Source organism: Gallionella capsiferriformans ES-2 (assembly GCF_000145255.1).
Classification (GTDB): Bacteria; Pseudomonadota; Gammaproteobacteria; order Burkholderiales; family Gallionellaceae; genus Gallionella; species Gallionella capsiferriformans.
Genome location: NC_014394.1, coordinates 1839796 through 1857241 on the forward strand (window position 1 = coordinate 1839796; position 17446 = coordinate 1857241).

The window sequence follows — 17446 nt, forward strand, 5'->3', positions numbered from 1 at the left end:
TTGCCATGTTAAAAGACAAAAAACTACTCCCCGCCCAGGCGTTTGAAATTGCCGATGCCATTCAGGCGGCGGCCGCCGCCGCCCTACTCTTGCGCCGATCGTTAAAATCCGGCTTAACCGATCAGCAGTATGACGCCTTAGTCGCCCGCGAAACGGCACTGCGCTATGACGCCGATCGCTATCGCGCCGTGGGCATCACCCTGCTGGCCTGTAATGGCGAAATCACGACGCAAGGGCTGGTTGATGCCATTGATCAGGCAACTGCCGCCATCAATGCCATCCATGATGTCAGTCGGATTTTGAATATTCTGAGCAAAATCGCGACGCTGGGCATCACGATTGCCAGCGGAAATGCGCAAGCGATCTTGAGTCAGATGTCTGAATTAAAAGGCGTCGTAAAAGCCAATACCGCCGTATAAAAATTGCTGCAATTCACGCCTGACGGAGTGTGCGATGATGAACTATCTCAGCAGCGACAACTTCCCGGACACCACGAAAGAGGTGCGCCTGATACTGGATAGCAATCTGGCCACCCTGCTAACGGAGGATTATCACGGCGATTTTTACACTTTGATGGCGGAATATCAGCGGATTTTATCTGACAATACACAGCATGCCAGATGGCCAGAAATTAACGATAAATTGCGCACACTCTTCCTGTGCGGCCGCGCCGTGCCGCTCGACGGCCCCATGATAGGCATCACGCTGTCATTACGCGATAGTGACTTTTTAAGTGCGCAGGCCAGAACAACAGGCCTGTCTCGTTCGGCCATCGCAAGTCTCGAGATTCTGGCCACCACCTGGAACGCCACGCTATCTGGCAGCGGGATTTGGATGGGCAAGACATTCGAGCCTGTTTTACGCGATGCCTATGCTGAAAAATGTGGCGATGCCCCTGAGGTGATGGCCAGTTACGACGAAAAGGTGAGCCGCATCGGCCGCAATTTTTTTCGCGACATGCCAGGCCTGTTGCTGCCTGTGATCACGGCGGCCTGGCACTTAAAAGACCGGCCGGAATCAACCGGGAGCGGCGGATTCGACAGCATCCTGCTGCAACGCCATCTTGACCTTGAAAAGCGCATTCCCTACAACAAGACCGGCGGCTATTTTCTGGCCGATCTGGGCAGGTCAGTGCTGCCGGACATGGCGGGAAAGACCGTCTTTTCGCTCAATTACCGGTGGCCCAATCTGCACCCGATCTTTCCGATGAGCGGCCTGATCGATGAAATCGTACAAATTTCAGACGGCATGTATTTGGGACAGCTGATTTATGCGACCCGCCACATCAATTTGGGCTCACTGCCGTTTTTAAACGAGGCCATCGACGAAGCCTATACGGCGTCCGGCACCGACTATGGCTATCAGAATAACGGCTATTTCCTGATGCTGGACCCGGCCAACTCAAACCGGATTTACGCGGCCTTTCCCCAACTCGCGCCTCGCCCTGATGAAAGCCCGCCTGCCACCACAAGACCTGTCGATACCCGCTGGCAATCGGATACCACACTCCAGCAGAAATTTACCCGACTGATAGGACATCCAACCGGCATGGCCGGCATCGAACACCCGGATGAGTCGGTACTGCAAATGCTGCAGCGCATCAGCGCGCATATTTCAGAACAGAGTAATCCGCACGACCGGTTACTAGCCTTTGAGCCGCTGCATCGTTTGTTTGCAGCAGGCATCGCCCCCTGCGTTCGAGATGGACTGTTTCAGGGCAGCGGCGCGCGCGGGTATAACGTCAGGTTAACGAGCAGCGCTCAGGATGACTGGTATGGCGAAAAATCTCTCATCGAAGGGTTCGATTATTACCACGGCGCCACACTCAATCTGCACTGCGGCTTTGCTGATACATCCGATCAAGCGGATTCGCGCCTGTCCTTCGAGCCCCCCAGCGGCCCGAATATTTTAAATAAGCTCTGGCACAGCATCGGAAAATTCATTTTTCCCTGGGCTGGCAAATCCTTCGAAAAAATATCGCCGCGCAAACTGTCCATGTTGCTAGACGAGAGTCCGAATCTGACCGCGCGCTATCCGGCCCGCGTCTCTCAACTCAAATGCCATCCGGCAAGCAGCCCCCATTACCTGTCGCTCAAAGCGGATGCACAGCATCTTAACAGCGGGCGCTACACCGAACATCTGACGCACAGCTGGGATCAGGGCATGAGCCCTGCCGACAAGGACTTCTGGCGTCAGGAAGCACTCGAGCGCTATGTGATGGGTTACAACCTGCAGGATAAACGCATTTTAATGATGGATAGCCTGATGGCGCTCAATGACATGAATTATCGCGTCCCCGATACTGCGCTGCAGCAAGCATCCGTCAAGAGCGGTTCGCCCTTTGAAAGACAGGGATACGCCTTTTTGGGCGTTGCGGATCAGCCCTCTATCCTGCCCGCCAATCGCGAAAAACGCGTGTTTCAGTTCAATTATCGCTATCCCTTAATCGGCGGCCCCGCACCGATCGGCTATTGTCTGGACGAGCTGGTCGAAATTGCCGACGGCCTGTTTCTGGGGCAGCTCATTTATGCCACGGCGCTGCAACGGCCCTTTAATTCGGGCGTTAATCCCGCCGAATATGACTATCAGCTATTCGGCTACTTCCTGCTGCTGGACGACGAGTGGGAGCGACACCGGCAGGCGATCGGTCTGGACACGCTTAACTGATACGAAAACCCTATTCAAACGACGGGAGCACTCATGCAAATTGATTTTCACCACGCCACCACCTATGTCATCGCACGCGAAGCCGGCTTCGATCATCACGATGCCGATATCATTGCCTACGCATCCCAGTATGTCGACGATGCAACCTGCAGCGGCGCGGTCTATTTTGATAACGGGGCCGCCTATAACCGCATCAATTCGGCACATAAAATGATCGATATTCGCAACGCGGAGGAGCTGGCCAATCACAATGTCTGGCTGCCTTTTCACTTTTTACCCGGCAACGGCGGATTGCCGGCAGAGCAAAATCCCGAAGGCAGTTTCATCGACAAAATTGTCTGCACGCCGGATAGTCCGATCGCGCGTGAAATGGTGCGCGATGCCATACTGGATAAGCATCGCGCCTATGGCTTGCACAGACTGGGCGTGACCCTGCATGTCTATGCAGACACCTGGGCCCATCAGGGATTCGCCGGCGTCACGCACCAGATCAACGAAGTGGAAAAAGCCCGTGAGACCGGAAAGTCCGGTATTTTCAACAAGCCGTTGAGTAACCTGCTGGGCAGTTTTCTGGATGATGCCATCCCGCCGTTAGGACACGCCCGTGCACAAATTTTTCCTGACATGCCTTTTTTACGCTGGCAATACAAAAACGGCCGCGGCAAACTGATCCCGCGTGACAATCCGGCCGATTTTATGGCCGCCAGCGAACAGATGTGCATCGCAATGCGGCGCTATATACTGGGGGATCCGGAGGCTCTTGTACCCGGACTTAGCGCTCAGACCCGGGAACAAATCGGCACGATGTTCGCCACCACGCTGTCCGCTGACGGCGACGCGCGTCATCAAAAATGGCTCACGGCGATTCGGGACGGACTATTTACCGTGTGCGGCAAAACGGACATAGACGACTACGACCCGCTAGGTAAGGCTTCATGGAAGGCTGCTGCGCTCGGCACGAGCGACGACTTGCATAAATACGGCTATCAATCGCACTTTCTGAGCAGCAACTGGAAAGAGTTTCACGATGCGATTCAGGCCCACCGTTTCAATGTGATTTACAACATTCTGCCCAAATACGGTATCTGTGCCGCATAAACGGATGCGCGCGAACAAAGCACTTTTGACAGACTCCGCCGCTTTGCTGCTAAGATGTTTTCCCATCTTTACCTCGCAACGATCAGGAACATGATTTCTTTGAACGCATTTCAGGCCGCCCCCGGCTTCGACGACCCGCTAGAAATGCTGCACGCCTGCCATGACAAGATATTGCAACAATGCGCCACACTGACAAAACTGGACGCACACCTCAGGCAAAGCGGATGTGACACACAGGTTCAGCAAGCCGCATCAGGGATACTGCGCTACTTTGATAGTGCAGGGCAATTTCACCATCAGGATGAGGAAGAAGATCTGTTCCCTCTGCTGCTAGGCCACCCCGATACCGATAGCGCTTTGCTGGCGCGACTGCTTGCCGAACACGAAAAGATGCAAGACGCGTGGACCGCGTTGCGGCCGGTGCTGCTGCAACTCGTCGCAGGTCATGAAACCCCGCTCGACAGTGCGCTGGTCGAAAACTTTATTTCCCGCCACACCGACCATATTGCGATCGAAAATGCGCAACTGCTGCCGATGGCGGAGCGCCTGTTAAGCACGCAACAAATCACGCTGCTCGGTCGAAAAATGAGCGAGCGCCGTGGCGCAAAATTCCCCGAATCAATGCCTGCCTAATCGACTTCTTCAACCTTGATCAGCACGGAGCGCGCTTCATTGAGCCTCGAGGTGCTGCGCGTGGTGATCGTCGAATCATCGACACTGTGCTGCTGCTCCGCACCGCCCAGGCTGATCCATTCGCCTAAGCGCCCCGACACAACACTGTTCGTACTTTGTATGCGGGTCGTGCCCGCCGAATTCTGATTCGTTGCTAAAGCGTCATTCTGCGTGCTGATTTCCAGCGTCACCCGTTCCCCCTGCAGGCGCGGCAGGACATAAAATCCGCTGGCGACCTCCCGGTACTGCGTCGTCTCCGTCACCTGCGTCCCCCACGGGGTTTGCACGACCTGTCGCTGAGGTAGCGGCACACTCTGGCCGCTACGCACCAGAGCCCGATTACCCTCCAGCACCTGTAGCTGCTGGGTCTTCTTATCGTCTTCAAGCGAACGGGTGCTGATGATACTGGCCTGCGTGCCGTTCTGTCCCAGACTGATGCGCGATCCCATGCTGCCCGACAACGCCAGCAGACGCGATGCCGTATCGCTGTCGACATTCTGCATCACCGTGACTTTCAAGCGGCGCGGCATCGTATCGAGTCCATCGAGCAGGCGTTTAATCTGCGTAATACGATGTGAGGATGCGCGCACAATAAGCTGATAGTTCATGCCGCTGACCATTTCATCCTTATCGAGCAAAGGCCGGATCACAGGTATCAGCTCTTCGGCAGTACGGTGCTTGAGGTTAATGCTTTCAAGCTCGCTGGCCTGTATTGACACGCTAAACCACAGCACTAACAACAAGATAATCCGTTTTTTCATTATTTTCCCTTTACAAGCTCGGCTACTCTACCGTAAATTATCATTCATGAAATATCCAGCCACGCTTTTTTCAGTATTGCTGCTCAGCGCATGCGGCACTGCGCCTGTCCATACCAGCGCGCCACAGTCAAGCTACACAGCGCCCCTGAATGACGAAGCGCAGATGAACAATCTCGCGATCTATGCGATGAGCCTGCACGACACCCCCTACCAGTATGGCGGTGCTTCACGCAACAACGGATTCGATTGCAGCGGTTTTGTACAGTTCGTGTTCCAAAATTCGCTCGGGCTGAATCTACCGCGCACCAGCGCTGAAATGGGTCGCATCGGCACGCCGTTAGACACGACCCAGTTAAAACCCGGAGATCTGGTGTTCTTCAACACAACGCGCAGCGCTAATTCCCATGTCGGTATTTTTATCGGCGAAAACCGCTTCGTTCATTCGCCTAAATCCGGCAAGGCGATCATGATTACCAGCCTGAATGAAAAGTACTGGCGTGCTCGTTACAACGGTGCCCGCCGCATCACGCCGAACAAACAGTTCGCCGTCAATAATTAATTGACCTGCCGGGCAGACTTGAGCCCACAGGCCAGCTGATACACGGTCATCGCATAAAAATCGCTGTTGTTGTAGCGCGTGATGACTTCGAAGTTATTAAACCCCAGCCAGTATTCTTTACCCTCAGTCACGGTATAGTCCATCAATCGCGCACTTTCTTGCGGACTGAGATGACCGCTGACGACGACATCAGATTCCTGCCAGTCGGCCAGGCTACGCGGAATTTTAGTGATCTCGCTGCAACACCCTTCGCTGACCTGTGCGTGCACCGCAACCGGCCCGCCTTTTACCCAGCCGTACTCCTTCAGATAATTGGCCACGCTGCCGATAGCGTCGACAGGCTCATCCAGCAGATCTATTTTATGATTGCCGTTAAAATCGACCGCATACTTGCGATAGCTGCTGGGCATGAACTGAGGAATACCCAACGCGCCGGCATAAGAGCTTTTCACCTCAAATAGATCGAACTGCTGCGCTTTAGCCAGCAGCAGATAGTTTTCCAGTTCATCGCGAAAAAAGGCAGCGCGGCGCGGATAATCGAAGGCCAGCGTTGTCAATGCATCGAGAGTACGAAACTTTCCCATCTGCTGACCGTAGATCGTCTCCACACCGATCAAGGCCACAATGATTTCCTGCGGCACGCCATATTGTTTTTCGGCACGACGCAATGCAGCGCGGTGCTTATCCCAGAACAGGAGTCCTAGCTTAACGCGCCGGGCATTGACGAAGGCAGCGCGGTAGGTAAGCCACGGCTTGATCGTTGAGGGACGCGAAATCGCCGCAATAACCTGAGGCCTGTAATCAACCGTTTCAAAAACAGCCTTCAGCTCTTCGCGATCAAATTGATGCCGTGCGACCATTTCATCAATAAACTCGGGGATACCCGGCAGCGTTGCTGACATCACGGGCCCAGCGAACAAACAGCCCAACAGAGAACAAATGCAATATAAATAGGATTTCATAGCGCAGATTTTAACCTATGCTCGACAGATTGCTGCCATTACTGGTAAATTTCGCCTATCGCTGAACAATTTCACCAGCACAAACACAACCGGAAGACCTATCATGACCACTCAACACCACCGTCTCATCATTTTGGGTTCAGGACCTGCCGGTTATACGGCGGCCGTCTATGCTGCACGCGCGAACCTCGGCCCCGTGCTGATCACCGGTATGGCACAGGGTGGACAGTTGATGACCACCACGGAAGTGGACAACTGGCCGGGCGATGTATCGGGCGTACAAGGCCCTGAATTGATGGCAAGGCTGCAGCAGCACGCGGAACGCTTCAATACGCTGATGATTTCCGATCACATCCACACCGCCCGTCTGCAACAAAAACCGTTCCTGCTCGAAGGCGATGCGGGCAGCTATACCTGCGATGCACTGATCATCTGCACCGGCGCATCCGCTCAGTATCTGGGACTGCCCTCCGAAGAAGCCTTCATGGGACGCGGCGTGTCGGGTTGCGCGACCTGCGACGGGTTCTTCTACCGGGGACAGAATGTGGCCGTGATCGGTGGCGGCAACACCGCCGTCGAAGAAGCCCTGTATCTTGCCAACATCGCCAAACACGTCACCTTAGTACACCGTCGCGACACCTTCCGTGCAGAACGCATCATGATCGATCATCTGATGGAGAAAGTAGCCGAAGGAAAGATCACACTGCAACTGAACAGTACGCTCGATGAAGTGCTGGGCGATGCCTCAGGCGTCACCGGCATGCGCGTCAAAGATGTGCAAAGCGGAGACAAACAGGATATCGAGTTGACCGGTGTGTTCATCGCGATCGGACACAAACCGAATACCGAAATTTTCGCAGGCCAACTGGAAATGAACAATGGCTACATCAGCACGCGCGGCGGCTCAACGGGTAACGCAACAGCCGCCAGCATTTCCGGCGTGTTTGCGGCAGGCGATGTACAGGATCAAATCTATCGTCAGGCAGTCACCAGCGCGGCAACCGGCTGCATGGCGGCGCTCGACGCGGACAAATATCTGGCCTCTATCGGAAAGCTGTAACACAGGCTAGCGTCGCGTCATGAGCGCAACCGTTGAGGATGCCATTTTGTTCCGCTCGGTGGTAGGTGCTGTGACGCCGCTGGCTGAGCACAACCGCGCCACGCAAGCAAAACCTGCCGTTCATACCCGGGTGCGCAGCACACACAGCGCCACTGAAATTCTCGACACCCTGTCCGACTATCAAGCTCAGCCTTCAGCGGAAACCTACCTCGCCAATGGCTTATCGCGCATGGTACTGCGTAAACTGCGGCGCAACAGCATCGATGACAGCCTGGATCTGCACGGCAGCCCGATAGAGGAGGCGCGTGTGCTGTTGCAACACTTTATTTTTTCGGCAATCCAGCAGGGCTTTCGTCATGTACGGATCATCCATGGCAAAGGAATCAACAGCCCGGGCGGTGAAGCGGTGCTGCGCGCCCTGACCCGCAATTGGCTGACGCAACATCCTCAGGTACTGGCTTACTGTCTTGCCCCGCCGAATCTGGGCGGCGATGGTGCGGTCATCATTCTGCTCAAAAGCAATTGACCGCTCACGGCACGACTTGTGCGCTGTTTTGCGCAAAGAGGATCCTCATCAACGTCCCCTGACCATTGGAACCTGATAGCACATAAACCTCAGCCTGATGACGATGCGCAATTTCGCGGACGATAGACAATCCTAACCCGCAGCCATCCTGTAGCGTACCCGGCACACGATAAAATCGCTCAAAGATGCGCTGACGCTCACTGACCGCAATACCGGGGCCATTGTCTTCCACTTCCAGACAGACCTTGCCTCCCTTGCGACTGATGCGCACCGTCACCTGCCCGCTGTAATGGCTGTAGCGCAACGCATTGTCGATCAGGTTGCCTAGCATCTCCGCCATCAACAAGGCATTCCCTGTCACATCAATCACATTCTCTTCGCTCTCCAATCCCAGATCGATATGACGCTTCAGAGAACGCGGCACCCAGGATTGCGTGATGTCGCGCGCCAGAGCCACCAGATTCAGCCGGGAAAAACTCTCTTGCGTTTGCGCGCCCGGCTCGGAACTGGCCAATACCAGCAACTGGCTGATCATACGACCGGCCTGATCGGCCGCGATATGCAACTGCCGCATCGTGTAATGTATCTCATCGACATTATCCATGCCCATGATCAACTCGGCCTGCGTCTTAAAACCGCTCAGCGGGGTGCGCAACTGATGCGCTGCATTGGTGATAAAGCGTTGCTGTGCCGCTAGTGACACGTCCAAACGCGCCATCAACTCGTTAAAACTGTGGATCAGGGGCCTGACTTCAAGAATGATTTTCTGCTCCGGCAACGGATGTAAATCCAGTGAAGAACGGCGGGTCACCTCATCGCGCAAATCCAGCAAAGGCCGTAAACCCCGTCCCACCCCCCACCAGACCAGCACCGCAGAAAGTCCCATCAGAATTAGATGGGCTGGCAGTACACGCCAAATCCACTCCCACGCGCGTTCGTGATAAAGCACCAGCGTTTTTGCCACCACCATCACAACAGGCTCCGCATTGACATCTGCCTGCGGCATAATCACGGCCATCATGCGTACCGGTTTGTCTCTGTAGGTATCGAAATAATAAATGGGCTCTGCAGTGAGCATTTCCGTCGGTTCCGGCAAGTCGGCATCACCGAAACGGAAGTTACTCTGTACTCCGCGAAAAAAATAGTGAACCTCATCACTTTTGTCTTCGGTCAGAATATTTAGGTTGCGGTCATTAAAGCCCACATGCCCTTGCCTGGTATTTAACTGTTCCAGCAATTTGGCGCTGACGTCCTGCAAAAAATGATCGTGCCTGCGCGTTGCGCTGTCGTATCCCATTTTGCTGACCACCACGATATTGATAACCAGCAGTATCAGCATCGGCAGCAGCACACTCCACAACAAGCGATGGCGTAGGCTGACCGTCTTGATCCAGGTTCGGTACCAGCTCACGGCAACGCTAGCATATAGCCCAGACCGCGCAAAGTGAGAATACTGACCCCTCCACTTTCAATTTTTTTACGCAGGCGATGCACATAGACCTCAACTGCATTGCTGCTGATCTCTTCCCCTGCGGAGGAGAGCTGTTCACACAGCACGTCTTTGCTGATTACGCGACCTGCCTGCTGCATCAGTATTTTCAACAAGTTCAGCTCGCGTGCGAGCAAATCAAGCGGTACTTGATTGAGCGTGGCGCATTGCCCCTCCATATCCAGGCACAACCCTCCCACTTCCAGCCGGGCATGGCCAATGGGCTGGCTGCGCCGCAACAACGCCCTGATACGCGCCTCCAGCTCCTGCAATTCAAAGGGTTTGGCCAGATAATCATCCGCCCCGCCATCGAGCCCGTGAACCCGATCCGTCAGGCTGTTGCGAGCCGTCAAAAGCAACACCGGTATTAAATTGCCGCGCTGGCGTAATCGGGAAAGAATTTCCGTGCCATCCATATCCGGCAAGCCCAGATCGAGTATCAGCAGATCAAAGCATTTCACGGTCAACCAATGGTCTGCGCGCTGGCCGTTGGCCTCATGGGTCACCGTAAAATTGGCCAACTGCAGTGAGTGCATCAGACCATTGGCCAGCACCGGGTCATCTTCGACGAGGAGTAAATGCATAACAATGTTGTGAATTAATTATAAAACTTCGTCACAGCACGCCTGTCATGACCAGCGCAATAAAAGCACAAAACAGTGCGAAATGGCTGATACCTTCGATGGCATTGGTTTCACCGTCATGCAGGTTGTTCATCACGGTCAGAAAGGTGAGCAGCAGCATACCGCCCTGAACCGGCGTGAGCGCCAAATCGATTCGCTCGCCGTTGAACAGCGCAATGCCCTCAAGCACAGGCAGTGTCAACAGCACCGTAGCCAATGAGGCGCCCAGCGCAATATTGACGGTGGTCTGCATACGATTTTGCTGCGCGGCCTTCAGCGCGGTGAGGATCTCCGGACTGGCGGAAATCAAGGCGACCAGCACGGCAGGAATCGCACGAGGCAAACCGCTACCGCTGAGCCCTGCATCGAGCAGTACGGACAGCACCTCTGAGAGCAGCCCCACCAGCACAATCGCCCCCAGCATCACGGCAACATGCAGGCTATTCGGACTCTTCAGCCTGTCCTGCACTTCTTCTTCCAGCTGGGTCGAATATTCAAAAAAGCGGCGATGTTCAACCGTCTGCAGGCGAAGAAAAGCGGTGTACATCACGACCATCATGACGATAGAAAAAACAGAGTATCCCATCCATTTCGCATCCGGCACAAAATCGGGGATAAACATGCCAATTCCGATTGCAACCAGCAACATGGCAATGAAAGAATTGGCCGAGTCCACATTGTAGCGGGCGCTGCCGTGTTTAAGACCGCCGACAATCGCCGCCAGACCCAATATACCGTTGATGTCGAACATAATCGCAGCAAATACGGTATCGCGAGTCAGGGTCGGATTCGGCGCCCCTTGCAGCAAAACGATCAGAATCACCACTTCGACCGACACGGCGGCGAGGGTCAGGATCAGCGTGCCATAAGGTTCACCAAAGCGCAGCGCCAGCACTTCCGCATGATGAGCAATACGAAACGCAACGCCGATGATCGCGGCTAATATGGCCAACAAGGCCGCCCACAACAGCAAGCCGCCCTGCTCGACCGCAGCATGTTCCAGCGTAAAACCTAACGCCAGCATCGCAAATGCAATGATGATAGGCCATTCGGACTTAAGCGTATTCATAACAAGAACTCCTGCCCATCATAAGTGCTGCATCCGTCCGGGACGAGGACAACACCCGTTGTTAACCTGCCCATGCTACTCTTGAACAGGCAGCGTACACAATCTCGTAAACGTCTGCACATCAGTTACCCACAACACGCCGTCCCCTGTCTGCCCCGTATGCGCAGTGCGGTGAATGATCGCCAGAATCTCATCAAGCATTTCATCGGGAGCAATGATTTCGATCCGCAGTTTTTTGGTGAAGTCAGTCAACTCGTTTTTCAACGAGTCACTCTGCTCGATACCCGAATGCGCACTGCAACCTTCCACATTCGAAATATTCATACCGGGAAAACCCGGCAGCAGCCGGAACGCATCGCGTATTTTATGCAGTTTTGCGGGTCGTACGATTGCTTTGATTTCTTTCATTTTTCTCTCCTAGGCTTCGACGGGCTTCTCTTCAAACCATTTATACAACGTAGGCAGCACCACCAGTGTCAGTAGGGTGGAGGTAATCAATCCGCCGATCACAACGATCGCCAGAGGACGCTGAACTTCAGAACCCGGTCCGTTGGCAAACAGCATGGGGATCAGGCCCAGCATCGCCACGGTTGCCGTCATCAGTACCGGACGAAAGCGCTGGCGACAGCCCTGCACGACGGCTGCCGTCTGACTCATGCCTTCATCGCGCAGACTGCGAATATACGATACCAGCACCACCCCGTTGAGCACTGCGATACCCCACAACGCGATGAAACCAACCGATGCCGGCACGGACAAATATTCGCCAGTGATAAACAACGCCACCACGCCGCCGATCGATGCGAAGGGCAGCACAAGAATGATCAAAGCCGCATATCGCAGCGAACCAAACAACAAAAACAACAGAAAGAAAATCGCCGCAACCGTCACGGGAACGATAATTTTCAGATGCCCCATGGCGCGTTCCATATTCTGAAATTGTCCGCCCCACTCCAGATAATAACCATCTGGCAATTTTATTTTGCTATCCACCGCCTGCTGCAACTCGGTCACGAAACTACCCAAATCGCGGTCCTTCACATTGACCCCGATCACGATACGGCGTTTGCCCTTTTCGCGACTGATCTGGGCCGGACCATCGGCCACACTGATCTGAGCCAGATTCTCCAGCGCCACCAGCGCGCCATTCGGAGACATCACCAGCAGACTGCGAATAGTGGCTACATCGCCGCGGAAGGCCTCCGGCAAACGCACGACCGCACCGAAGCGACGCTCGCCCTCGTAAATTTCGGTCGCAGCTCTCCCGCCTATCGCCGATTCAATCACATCGTTGATATCAGAGACGTTGATGCCGTGACGAGCGATGGCCTGACGGTCGATCTCGATCGACAGGTACTGTTGTCCTGTCACACGCTCCACTTTGAGTTCCTGCGCACCTTTGACTGAGCCTGCCACTTTGGCAATGGCATCGGCCTTTTGTTTGAGCAGCTCCAAATCATCGCCGAACAGCTTGATCGCCACGTCAGAGCGCACGCCTGTCACCATCTCATCCACCCGGTCTGAAATGGGCTGCGCCATAACGATCTGCACCCCCGGCAAGGTCATCAGTTTTTCCCGTATTGCGGCGGCAATATCGTCCTGATTCCAACCTTTTGGCCATTCGCTGCGCGGTTTAAGACTGACGATCGGTGTGGACTCATTCTGACCTTGCGAGTCGGCAGGACTCTCGCCGCGCCCGACGCCCGAAACGGCGGACTTCACGCCGGGAACCTGCATCACTAGGCGCATCGCCTCCATTTCAAGCTTAATCGACTCCTCAAGGGAAATATTAGGCACGCGGTTAATCCCCGGCACGATCGATCCTTCCTTCATTTCTGGAATAAAAGCGGTGCCCAGCAGCGGCAGCATCAGCAGTGCCACAACGAACAATACCGATGCCGCCGTGATCGTCTTGCGACCATTCTCCATGGTCCAGTCCAGCAAACGCAAATAAGGCTTTTTGGCCAGCGCGACCAGACGCGTATCGTGCTCGTCTTTGCCGACCAAAAGATAAGAACACAGCACCGGCGTGAGGGTGAGCGCTAACACCAGCGAGACAAACAAGGCGATGGCAATGGTAAAAGCCAGCGGCGCAAACATCTTGCCCTCCATGCCTTGCAGCGTCATCAACGGCAGGAACACCAAAATAATGATGGAGACCCCGAAGATTACCGGCGTTCCCACTTCAGTTGCGGCATCGAGCACCACCCGCACCCGGCTCAGACCCCGGCCTTTATTTTCAGCCAGACGCTGAAAGGCATTTTCGACCACCACAACCGAGCCATCCACAATCAGTCCGGTGGCAATCGCAAGCCCCCCGAGCGACATCAGATTGGCTGATAAGCCATAATGATTCATCACCATAAAAGTGACCAGCGGCGTCAACACCAGACTTGCCACCACCACCAGCGATGAACGCACGTCGCCCAAAAACAGGAACAATACGATGATGACCAGTACCACGCCTTCAATCAGCACCTTCACCACCGTCCCCAGCGCCGCATCCACCAGCTCGCTACGGTCATAATACGGCACGATCTTCAAACCACCGGGCAGCATGCCCTTGTCGTTGATCTCCTGAACCCGCTCTTTGACGCGCGAGACCACTTCCTTGGCGTTTCCGGCACGCATCATCATGACGATGCCGCCTACCGACTCGGTGACGCCATTTTTGAGCAGCGCACCATAGCGAACTTCATGCCCGATGGAGACATCGGCCACATCTTTCACAAACACTGGCACGCCGTCCTGCTCTTTGAGCACGATGCTGCGGATATCATCAAGATCCTTGATCAGACCGATACCGCGTATCAAATACTGCTCGGCATAGTGCGGCAGCACCCCGCCGCCCGCGTTGGCATTATTGCGCGCCAGCGCCTGATAAACATCGGTCAGCGTGACTTTGTAGTGACGCATCCGGTCTGGATTGACCAGCGCCTGATATTGTTTGACGTAGCCGCCTTGGGAATTAATTTCCGCCACGCCGGGAATACCGCGCAGCAGCGGCCTGACCACCCAGTCCTGTGCGATGCGGCGGCGGGTGAGTTCCTCAACGGACAACACCTTATTCCCGTCATCCGGCAAATCCAGCGTGTACTGGTACACTTCGCCCAGTCCGGTTGACAGCGGCCCCAGCGTCGGGGACACACCCTGCGGCATGCGACCGGCGGCCTCAATCAGACGCTCCATGACCAGCTGACGCGCGAAGTACACGTCAGTGGCATCGGTAAACACGAGTGTAATCAGCGACAAACCCGGTTTATTGAGCGAGCGCATCTCCTCGAGACCGGGCAGGCCGGTCATCGCCATTTCCATCGGCACGGTGACGAAACGTTCGACTTCTTCAGGTGAGCGGCCTTGTGCCACCGTTGCGATCTGCACCTGCACGTTGGTCACATCGGGAAACGCATCTACCGACAATTTGCGCGTCGCATCCAGCCCGAATACAACCAGACAGACGGCCACCACAACCAGCACCAGCCGCTGCTTGAGCGCTGCGCGTATTAAAGATTCCAGCATAATTAGCCTTTATATGACTTTGTTGATCACTGCGTGACGATAAGCGCCTTAGCCTTCGAGTTCTTTACGGCGGCGCTCATTATTCAGATGAAACGCACCTTCCGTGACGATCTTCTCGCCCGCTGCCAGACCTGAGATCACCGGGGCCACCCCAGCGTTTTCCTGTCCCAGTTTGACCTGGCGCAACTCGAAATGCTGTGCATCCTTCTGAACAAACACATAATCCTGACTCCCGTCATGCACAACCGCGACCACCGGCACCATCAGACGTTTGTGCAACGCACCGCGTATCAGCATCGACGCGAGCATGCCAGGCTTGATCAAGCGATCTGCATTTTCCACGTCCATACGCGCAGTGACCGTGCGGGTGTCGGGTTTAACCGTATCCGAGACGAAAATCAGTCGTCCTTTGATCGCCTGATCTCCCAGTGCTGGAATCTCGGCTTCCGTCACGCCGCCCGCTCTGACCAGCCCTGCCTGCTGCTCGGGAATTTCTGCAACCAGCCAGACATGAGACAAGTCAGCCACGGTAAACAACGCATCAGCGGGTTGCACGACCTGTCCCTGCGTGATCTTGCGCTCGATCACCACCCCGTCTATCGTCGCTATGACGGATGAAACCGAATGCACCGAACGCGTCGCGGCCAATTGATTGATGTCCTCCTTAGTCATACCCAGCACGCGCAACTGGTCATGCGAAGTCTGACGTTCAGCTTCCGCCTGCAAAAGCTCGCTCTCGCGTTTTTGCAGTTCGGCCGAGCTGATCACATCGGATTCGAACAGAAGCTTGGCACGCGCCACCGCCCGCAACTGCAACCCTTCCTGTGATACGGCTTTGAGATAGGCTAACTGTGAAGTGGACAGTTCAGCGCTGTGCAATATGGCCAGCACTTCGCCGCGGCGCACCCGCTGCCCCAATTCGGCGTGAATTTCAGTCAGACGCCCGGTCACGGCAGCGCCGATACGCGCGACTCGCTGCTCATCCACCTCGATGCGTGCCGGCACGCGGACCGTGTCGGCCATTTCGCCCTCACCCACAGCTAAAATCGTCAGCCGTTTGAGCAACAGCGGCGTAACGGTGACGAGTCCGGGGTCTTCAGCGGGAGCCGCTGCAGAGGTTTCCTGTTTTTTCTCGCAAGCGCCCAACAGCGCGACTAAAACGAGAGGTAATAAATAGCGTTTTGATAAATTCATTTTGGTTCTCCTGCGCGCAGTCGTTCGATGTCAACTAGCGCAAATTGCAATTCATAGCGTGCGTTAAGATAATCCATACGGGTGCTGCGATACACCCGCTGCGCGTCCAGATAGTCGAGAATGCCGCGTTCACCGTATCGATAAGCGGCTTCCGCCACCTTCAACGCCGATTCCGCATCTCGCATCAGACCTTTTTCAAACACATTCATCTGGCGACGCGCGATCTGATAGCGCCCATAAGCCTGATCAAGCTCCCCCAGCAAGCCCAGACGGATGCGTTCCTGTTCGGCCAGTGCACGCTCCCGGTTTGCATGTGCTTCACCAACCGGACCTGCCCGCTGATTCCACAAGGGCAAAGGCATCGCCACACTAACGCGCCATAGGTTCACGTCAGGATGGCGTTCAGCCCCCCACTTCAGCGTGGGTTGCGGAATCCGCAGACTGCGCTCCTGCTCCAGTTTAGCCTCGGCACGCTCAGATTCGGCAATCGCCGCCTTGAGCAGCGGCTGACTTTGCAGCAACTCGGCCCGCAATACACTCAACTCAGGCGGTTCTGATATTTTAGGCATCACATGAACGATCTCGAACTGATCGTCAAGGGGCGCCCCCAGCAAAACGCGCAACCTGTCTTTCGCCTGCACGACTCTAAGCTCGGCGGTTTTGGCCGCGTTTTCAGCCGTCAGGGACTCTGCATCAGACTTCACCAGCTCATAGCGCGGCGACTCGCCCACCTCAACCCGCAACTTGACACGATTGCGTATCTGCAACAGCAAAGCATGATTTTCAGCGGTCAACGTTGCTTCGTCCTGACGGCGCAACACCTCAAAAAAGGCCAGCTTAAGCTGTGCGTACAAGTTGACCCGGGCATCATCCAACAGGGCAGCCCCTGATGTAATTCCGGCTTGAGCCGCACGCTGACGGGCACTGCGCAGCCCCGGAAATTCCAGCGGTTGCGAAATGCTCATCGCACTGTTGCGTCCAGTTTGTGCGCTGGGTGGTAAGAGATGCGAAGTACCCGCACCGAACTCAACATCCGGATTAGGGTAAGCGCTTGCGGTCTCGAGTGCCGCCTGCGCCCCCTCCGCCTGATTGCGGGCCACTTTAAGGGAAGGGCTGTGCTGTTCGGCTAACACCCAAGCTTGTTGCAATGTCAGTGGCGCACTACTCACCGGCGCTAGCATCAATAGCATCGACACACCTGATATCAGGTGAGCATAAATATATTTCATGTTTGAATCCGTTGATTA

16 protein-coding genes are annotated in these 17446 nt (G+C 55.1%); 7 read left to right on the plus strand and 9 right to left on the minus strand.

Annotated features, from left to right (window positions below; translation table 11 throughout):
- Window positions 1-5: 5 nt before the first annotated feature.
- The 4 genes from GALF_RS08420 (at window position 6) to GALF_RS08435 (ending at window position 4398) form a co-directional block, all read left to right on the plus strand.
- Window positions 6-419, plus strand: a complete 414-nt coding sequence (locus GALF_RS08420) for a hypothetical protein (RefSeq protein ID WP_013293631.1) — start codon at window positions 6-8, stop codon at window positions 417-419.
- 34 nt (window positions 420-453) lie between these two features.
- Window positions 454-2667, plus strand: a complete 2214-nt coding sequence (locus GALF_RS08425) for a hypothetical protein (RefSeq protein ID WP_013293632.1) — start codon at window positions 454-456, stop codon at window positions 2665-2667.
- 33 nt (window positions 2668-2700) lie between these two features.
- Window positions 2701-3765: a DUF6765 family protein gene (locus tag GALF_RS08430; protein ID WP_013293633.1), complete on the plus strand. Its 1065-nt coding sequence runs from the start codon at window positions 2701-2703 to the stop codon at window positions 3763-3765.
- A gap of 90 nt (window positions 3766-3855) precedes the next feature.
- Window positions 3856-4398, plus strand: coding sequence for a hemerythrin domain-containing protein (locus GALF_RS08435; protein ID WP_013293634.1), 543 nt, complete (start codon window positions 3856-3858; stop codon window positions 4396-4398).
- Here GALF_RS08435 and GALF_RS08440 read toward each other — a convergent pair.
- Window positions 4395-5198 carry a type II and III secretion system protein gene (locus tag GALF_RS08440; RefSeq protein WP_013293635.1) on the minus strand — a complete coding sequence of 268 codons (804 nt, stop codon included), beginning with the start codon at window positions 5196-5198 and terminating at the stop codon, window positions 4395-4397. The two genes, GALF_RS08435 and GALF_RS08440, sit on opposite strands and share 4 nt — an antisense overlap.
- 46 nt (window positions 5199-5244) lie before the next feature.
- Between GALF_RS08440 and GALF_RS08445 the strand changes: the two genes are divergently transcribed.
- The gene (locus tag GALF_RS08445; RefSeq protein WP_013293636.1) at window positions 5245-5757 is read left to right on the plus strand and encodes a C40 family peptidase; all 513 of its coding nucleotides are present in this window, start codon (window positions 5245-5247) and stop codon (window positions 5755-5757) included.
- Here GALF_RS08445 and mltB read toward each other — a convergent pair.
- Window positions 5754-6659, minus strand: coding sequence for a lytic murein transglycosylase B (gene mltB / locus GALF_RS08450; RefSeq protein ID WP_150102595.1), 906 nt, complete (start codon window positions 6657-6659; stop codon window positions 5754-5756). The two genes, GALF_RS08445 and mltB, sit on opposite strands and share 4 nt — an antisense overlap.
- A gap of 163 nt (window positions 6660-6822) precedes the next feature.
- Here mltB and trxB point away from each other — a divergent pair, with 163 nt between their 5' ends.
- Together trxB and GALF_RS08460 are read left to right on the plus strand one after the other, a co-directional pair.
- Entirely contained in the window at window positions 6823-7779 is a 957-nt protein-coding gene (trxB, locus tag GALF_RS08455) for a thioredoxin-disulfide reductase (RefSeq protein WP_013293638.1), read from the plus strand.
- A 19-nt stretch (window positions 7780-7798) separates the two neighbouring features.
- The gene (locus GALF_RS08460; RefSeq protein WP_013293639.1) at window positions 7799-8305 is read left to right on the plus strand and encodes a Smr/MutS family protein; all 507 of its coding nucleotides are present in this window, start codon (window positions 7799-7801) and stop codon (window positions 8303-8305) included.
- 4 nt (window positions 8306-8309) lie between these two features.
- Here GALF_RS08460 and GALF_RS08465 read toward each other — a convergent pair whose 3' ends face one another.
- From GALF_RS08465 to GALF_RS08495, 7 genes are all read right to left on the minus strand, one after another.
- Entirely contained in the window at window positions 8310-9716 is a 1407-nt protein-coding gene (locus GALF_RS08465) for a sensor histidine kinase (RefSeq protein WP_013293640.1), read from the minus strand.
- On the minus strand, window positions 9713-10378 hold the full coding sequence (locus GALF_RS08470; protein WP_013293641.1) for a response regulator transcription factor: 666 nt from the start codon (window positions 10376-10378) through the stop codon (window positions 9713-9715). The genes GALF_RS08465 and GALF_RS08470 overlap by 4 nt, the downstream gene beginning before the upstream one ends.
- Before the next feature lie 31 nt (window positions 10379-10409).
- Complete coding sequence (locus GALF_RS08475; RefSeq protein ID WP_013293642.1) at window positions 10410-11486, minus strand: calcium:proton antiporter; 1077 nt, start codon at window positions 11484-11486, stop codon at window positions 10410-10412.
- A 75-nt stretch (window positions 11487-11561) separates the two neighbouring features.
- Window positions 11562-11894 (minus strand): P-II family nitrogen regulator, encoded by a 333-nt coding sequence (locus GALF_RS08480; protein ID WP_013293643.1) that lies wholly within the window; start codon window positions 11892-11894, stop codon window positions 11562-11564.
- A 9-nt stretch (window positions 11895-11903) separates the two neighbouring features.
- Window positions 11904-15005, minus strand: coding sequence for an efflux RND transporter permease subunit (locus tag GALF_RS08485; RefSeq protein WP_013293644.1), 3102 nt, complete (start codon window positions 15003-15005; stop codon window positions 11904-11906).
- Between the two features lie 48 nt (window positions 15006-15053).
- Window positions 15054-16199 carry an efflux RND transporter periplasmic adaptor subunit gene (locus GALF_RS08490; RefSeq protein WP_013293645.1) on the minus strand — a complete coding sequence of 382 codons (1146 nt, stop codon included), beginning with the start codon at window positions 16197-16199 and terminating at the stop codon, window positions 15054-15056.
- Window positions 16196-17428, minus strand: coding sequence for a TolC family protein (locus tag GALF_RS08495; RefSeq protein ID WP_013293646.1), 1233 nt, complete (start codon window positions 17426-17428; stop codon window positions 16196-16198). The genes GALF_RS08490 and GALF_RS08495 overlap by 4 nt, the downstream gene beginning before the upstream one ends.
- Between the last annotated feature and the right edge of the window lie 18 nt (window positions 17429-17446).

Excerpts from the sequence above, each read along its gene's own strand:
- GALF_RS08475 (WP_013293642.1), bottom strand. The coding sequence starts at position 11,486 with ATGAATACGCTTAAGTCCGAATGGCCTATCATCATTGCATTTGCGATG.
- GALF_RS08490 (WP_013293645.1), bottom strand. The coding sequence starts at position 16,199 with ATGAATTTATCAAAACGCTATTTATTACCTCTCGTTTTAGTCGCGCTG.
- GALF_RS08430 (WP_013293633.1), top strand. The coding sequence starts at position 2,701 with ATGCAAATTGATTTTCACCACGCCACCACCTATGTCATCGCACGCGAA.
- GALF_RS08485 (WP_013293644.1), bottom strand. The coding sequence starts at position 15,005 with ATGCTGGAATCTTTAATACGCGCAGCGCTCAAGCAGCGGCTGGTGCTG.
- GALF_RS08435 (WP_013293634.1), top strand. The coding sequence starts at position 3,856 with ATGATTTCTTTGAACGCATTTCAGGCCGCCCCCGGCTTCGACGACCCG.
- trxB (WP_013293638.1), top strand. The coding sequence starts at position 6,823 with ATGACCACTCAACACCACCGTCTCATCATTTTGGGTTCAGGACCTGCC.
- GALF_RS08495 (WP_013293646.1), bottom strand. The coding sequence starts at position 17,428 with ATGAAATATATTTATGCTCACCTGATATCAGGTGTGTCGATGCTATTG.
- GALF_RS08460 (WP_013293639.1), top strand. The coding sequence starts at position 7,799 with ATGAGCGCAACCGTTGAGGATGCCATTTTGTTCCGCTCGGTGGTAGGT.
- GALF_RS08445 (WP_013293636.1), top strand. The coding sequence starts at position 5,245 with ATGAAATATCCAGCCACGCTTTTTTCAGTATTGCTGCTCAGCGCATGC.
- GALF_RS08470 (WP_013293641.1), bottom strand. The coding sequence starts at position 10,378 with ATGCATTTACTCCTCGTCGAAGATGACCCGGTGCTGGCCAATGGTCTG.
- GALF_RS08420 (WP_013293631.1), top strand. The coding sequence starts at position 6 with ATGTTAAAAGACAAAAAACTACTCCCCGCCCAGGCGTTTGAAATTGCC.
- GALF_RS08480 (WP_013293643.1), bottom strand. The coding sequence starts at position 11,894 with ATGAAAGAAATCAAAGCAATCGTACGACCCGCAAAACTGCATAAAATA.
- GALF_RS08425 (WP_013293632.1), top strand. The coding sequence starts at position 454 with ATGATGAACTATCTCAGCAGCGACAACTTCCCGGACACCACGAAAGAG.
- mltB (WP_150102595.1), bottom strand. The coding sequence starts at position 6,659 with ATGTCAGCAACGCTGCCGGGTATCCCCGAGTTTATTGATGAAATGGTC.
- GALF_RS08440 (WP_013293635.1), bottom strand. The coding sequence starts at position 5,198 with ATGAAAAAACGGATTATCTTGTTGTTAGTGCTGTGGTTTAGCGTGTCA.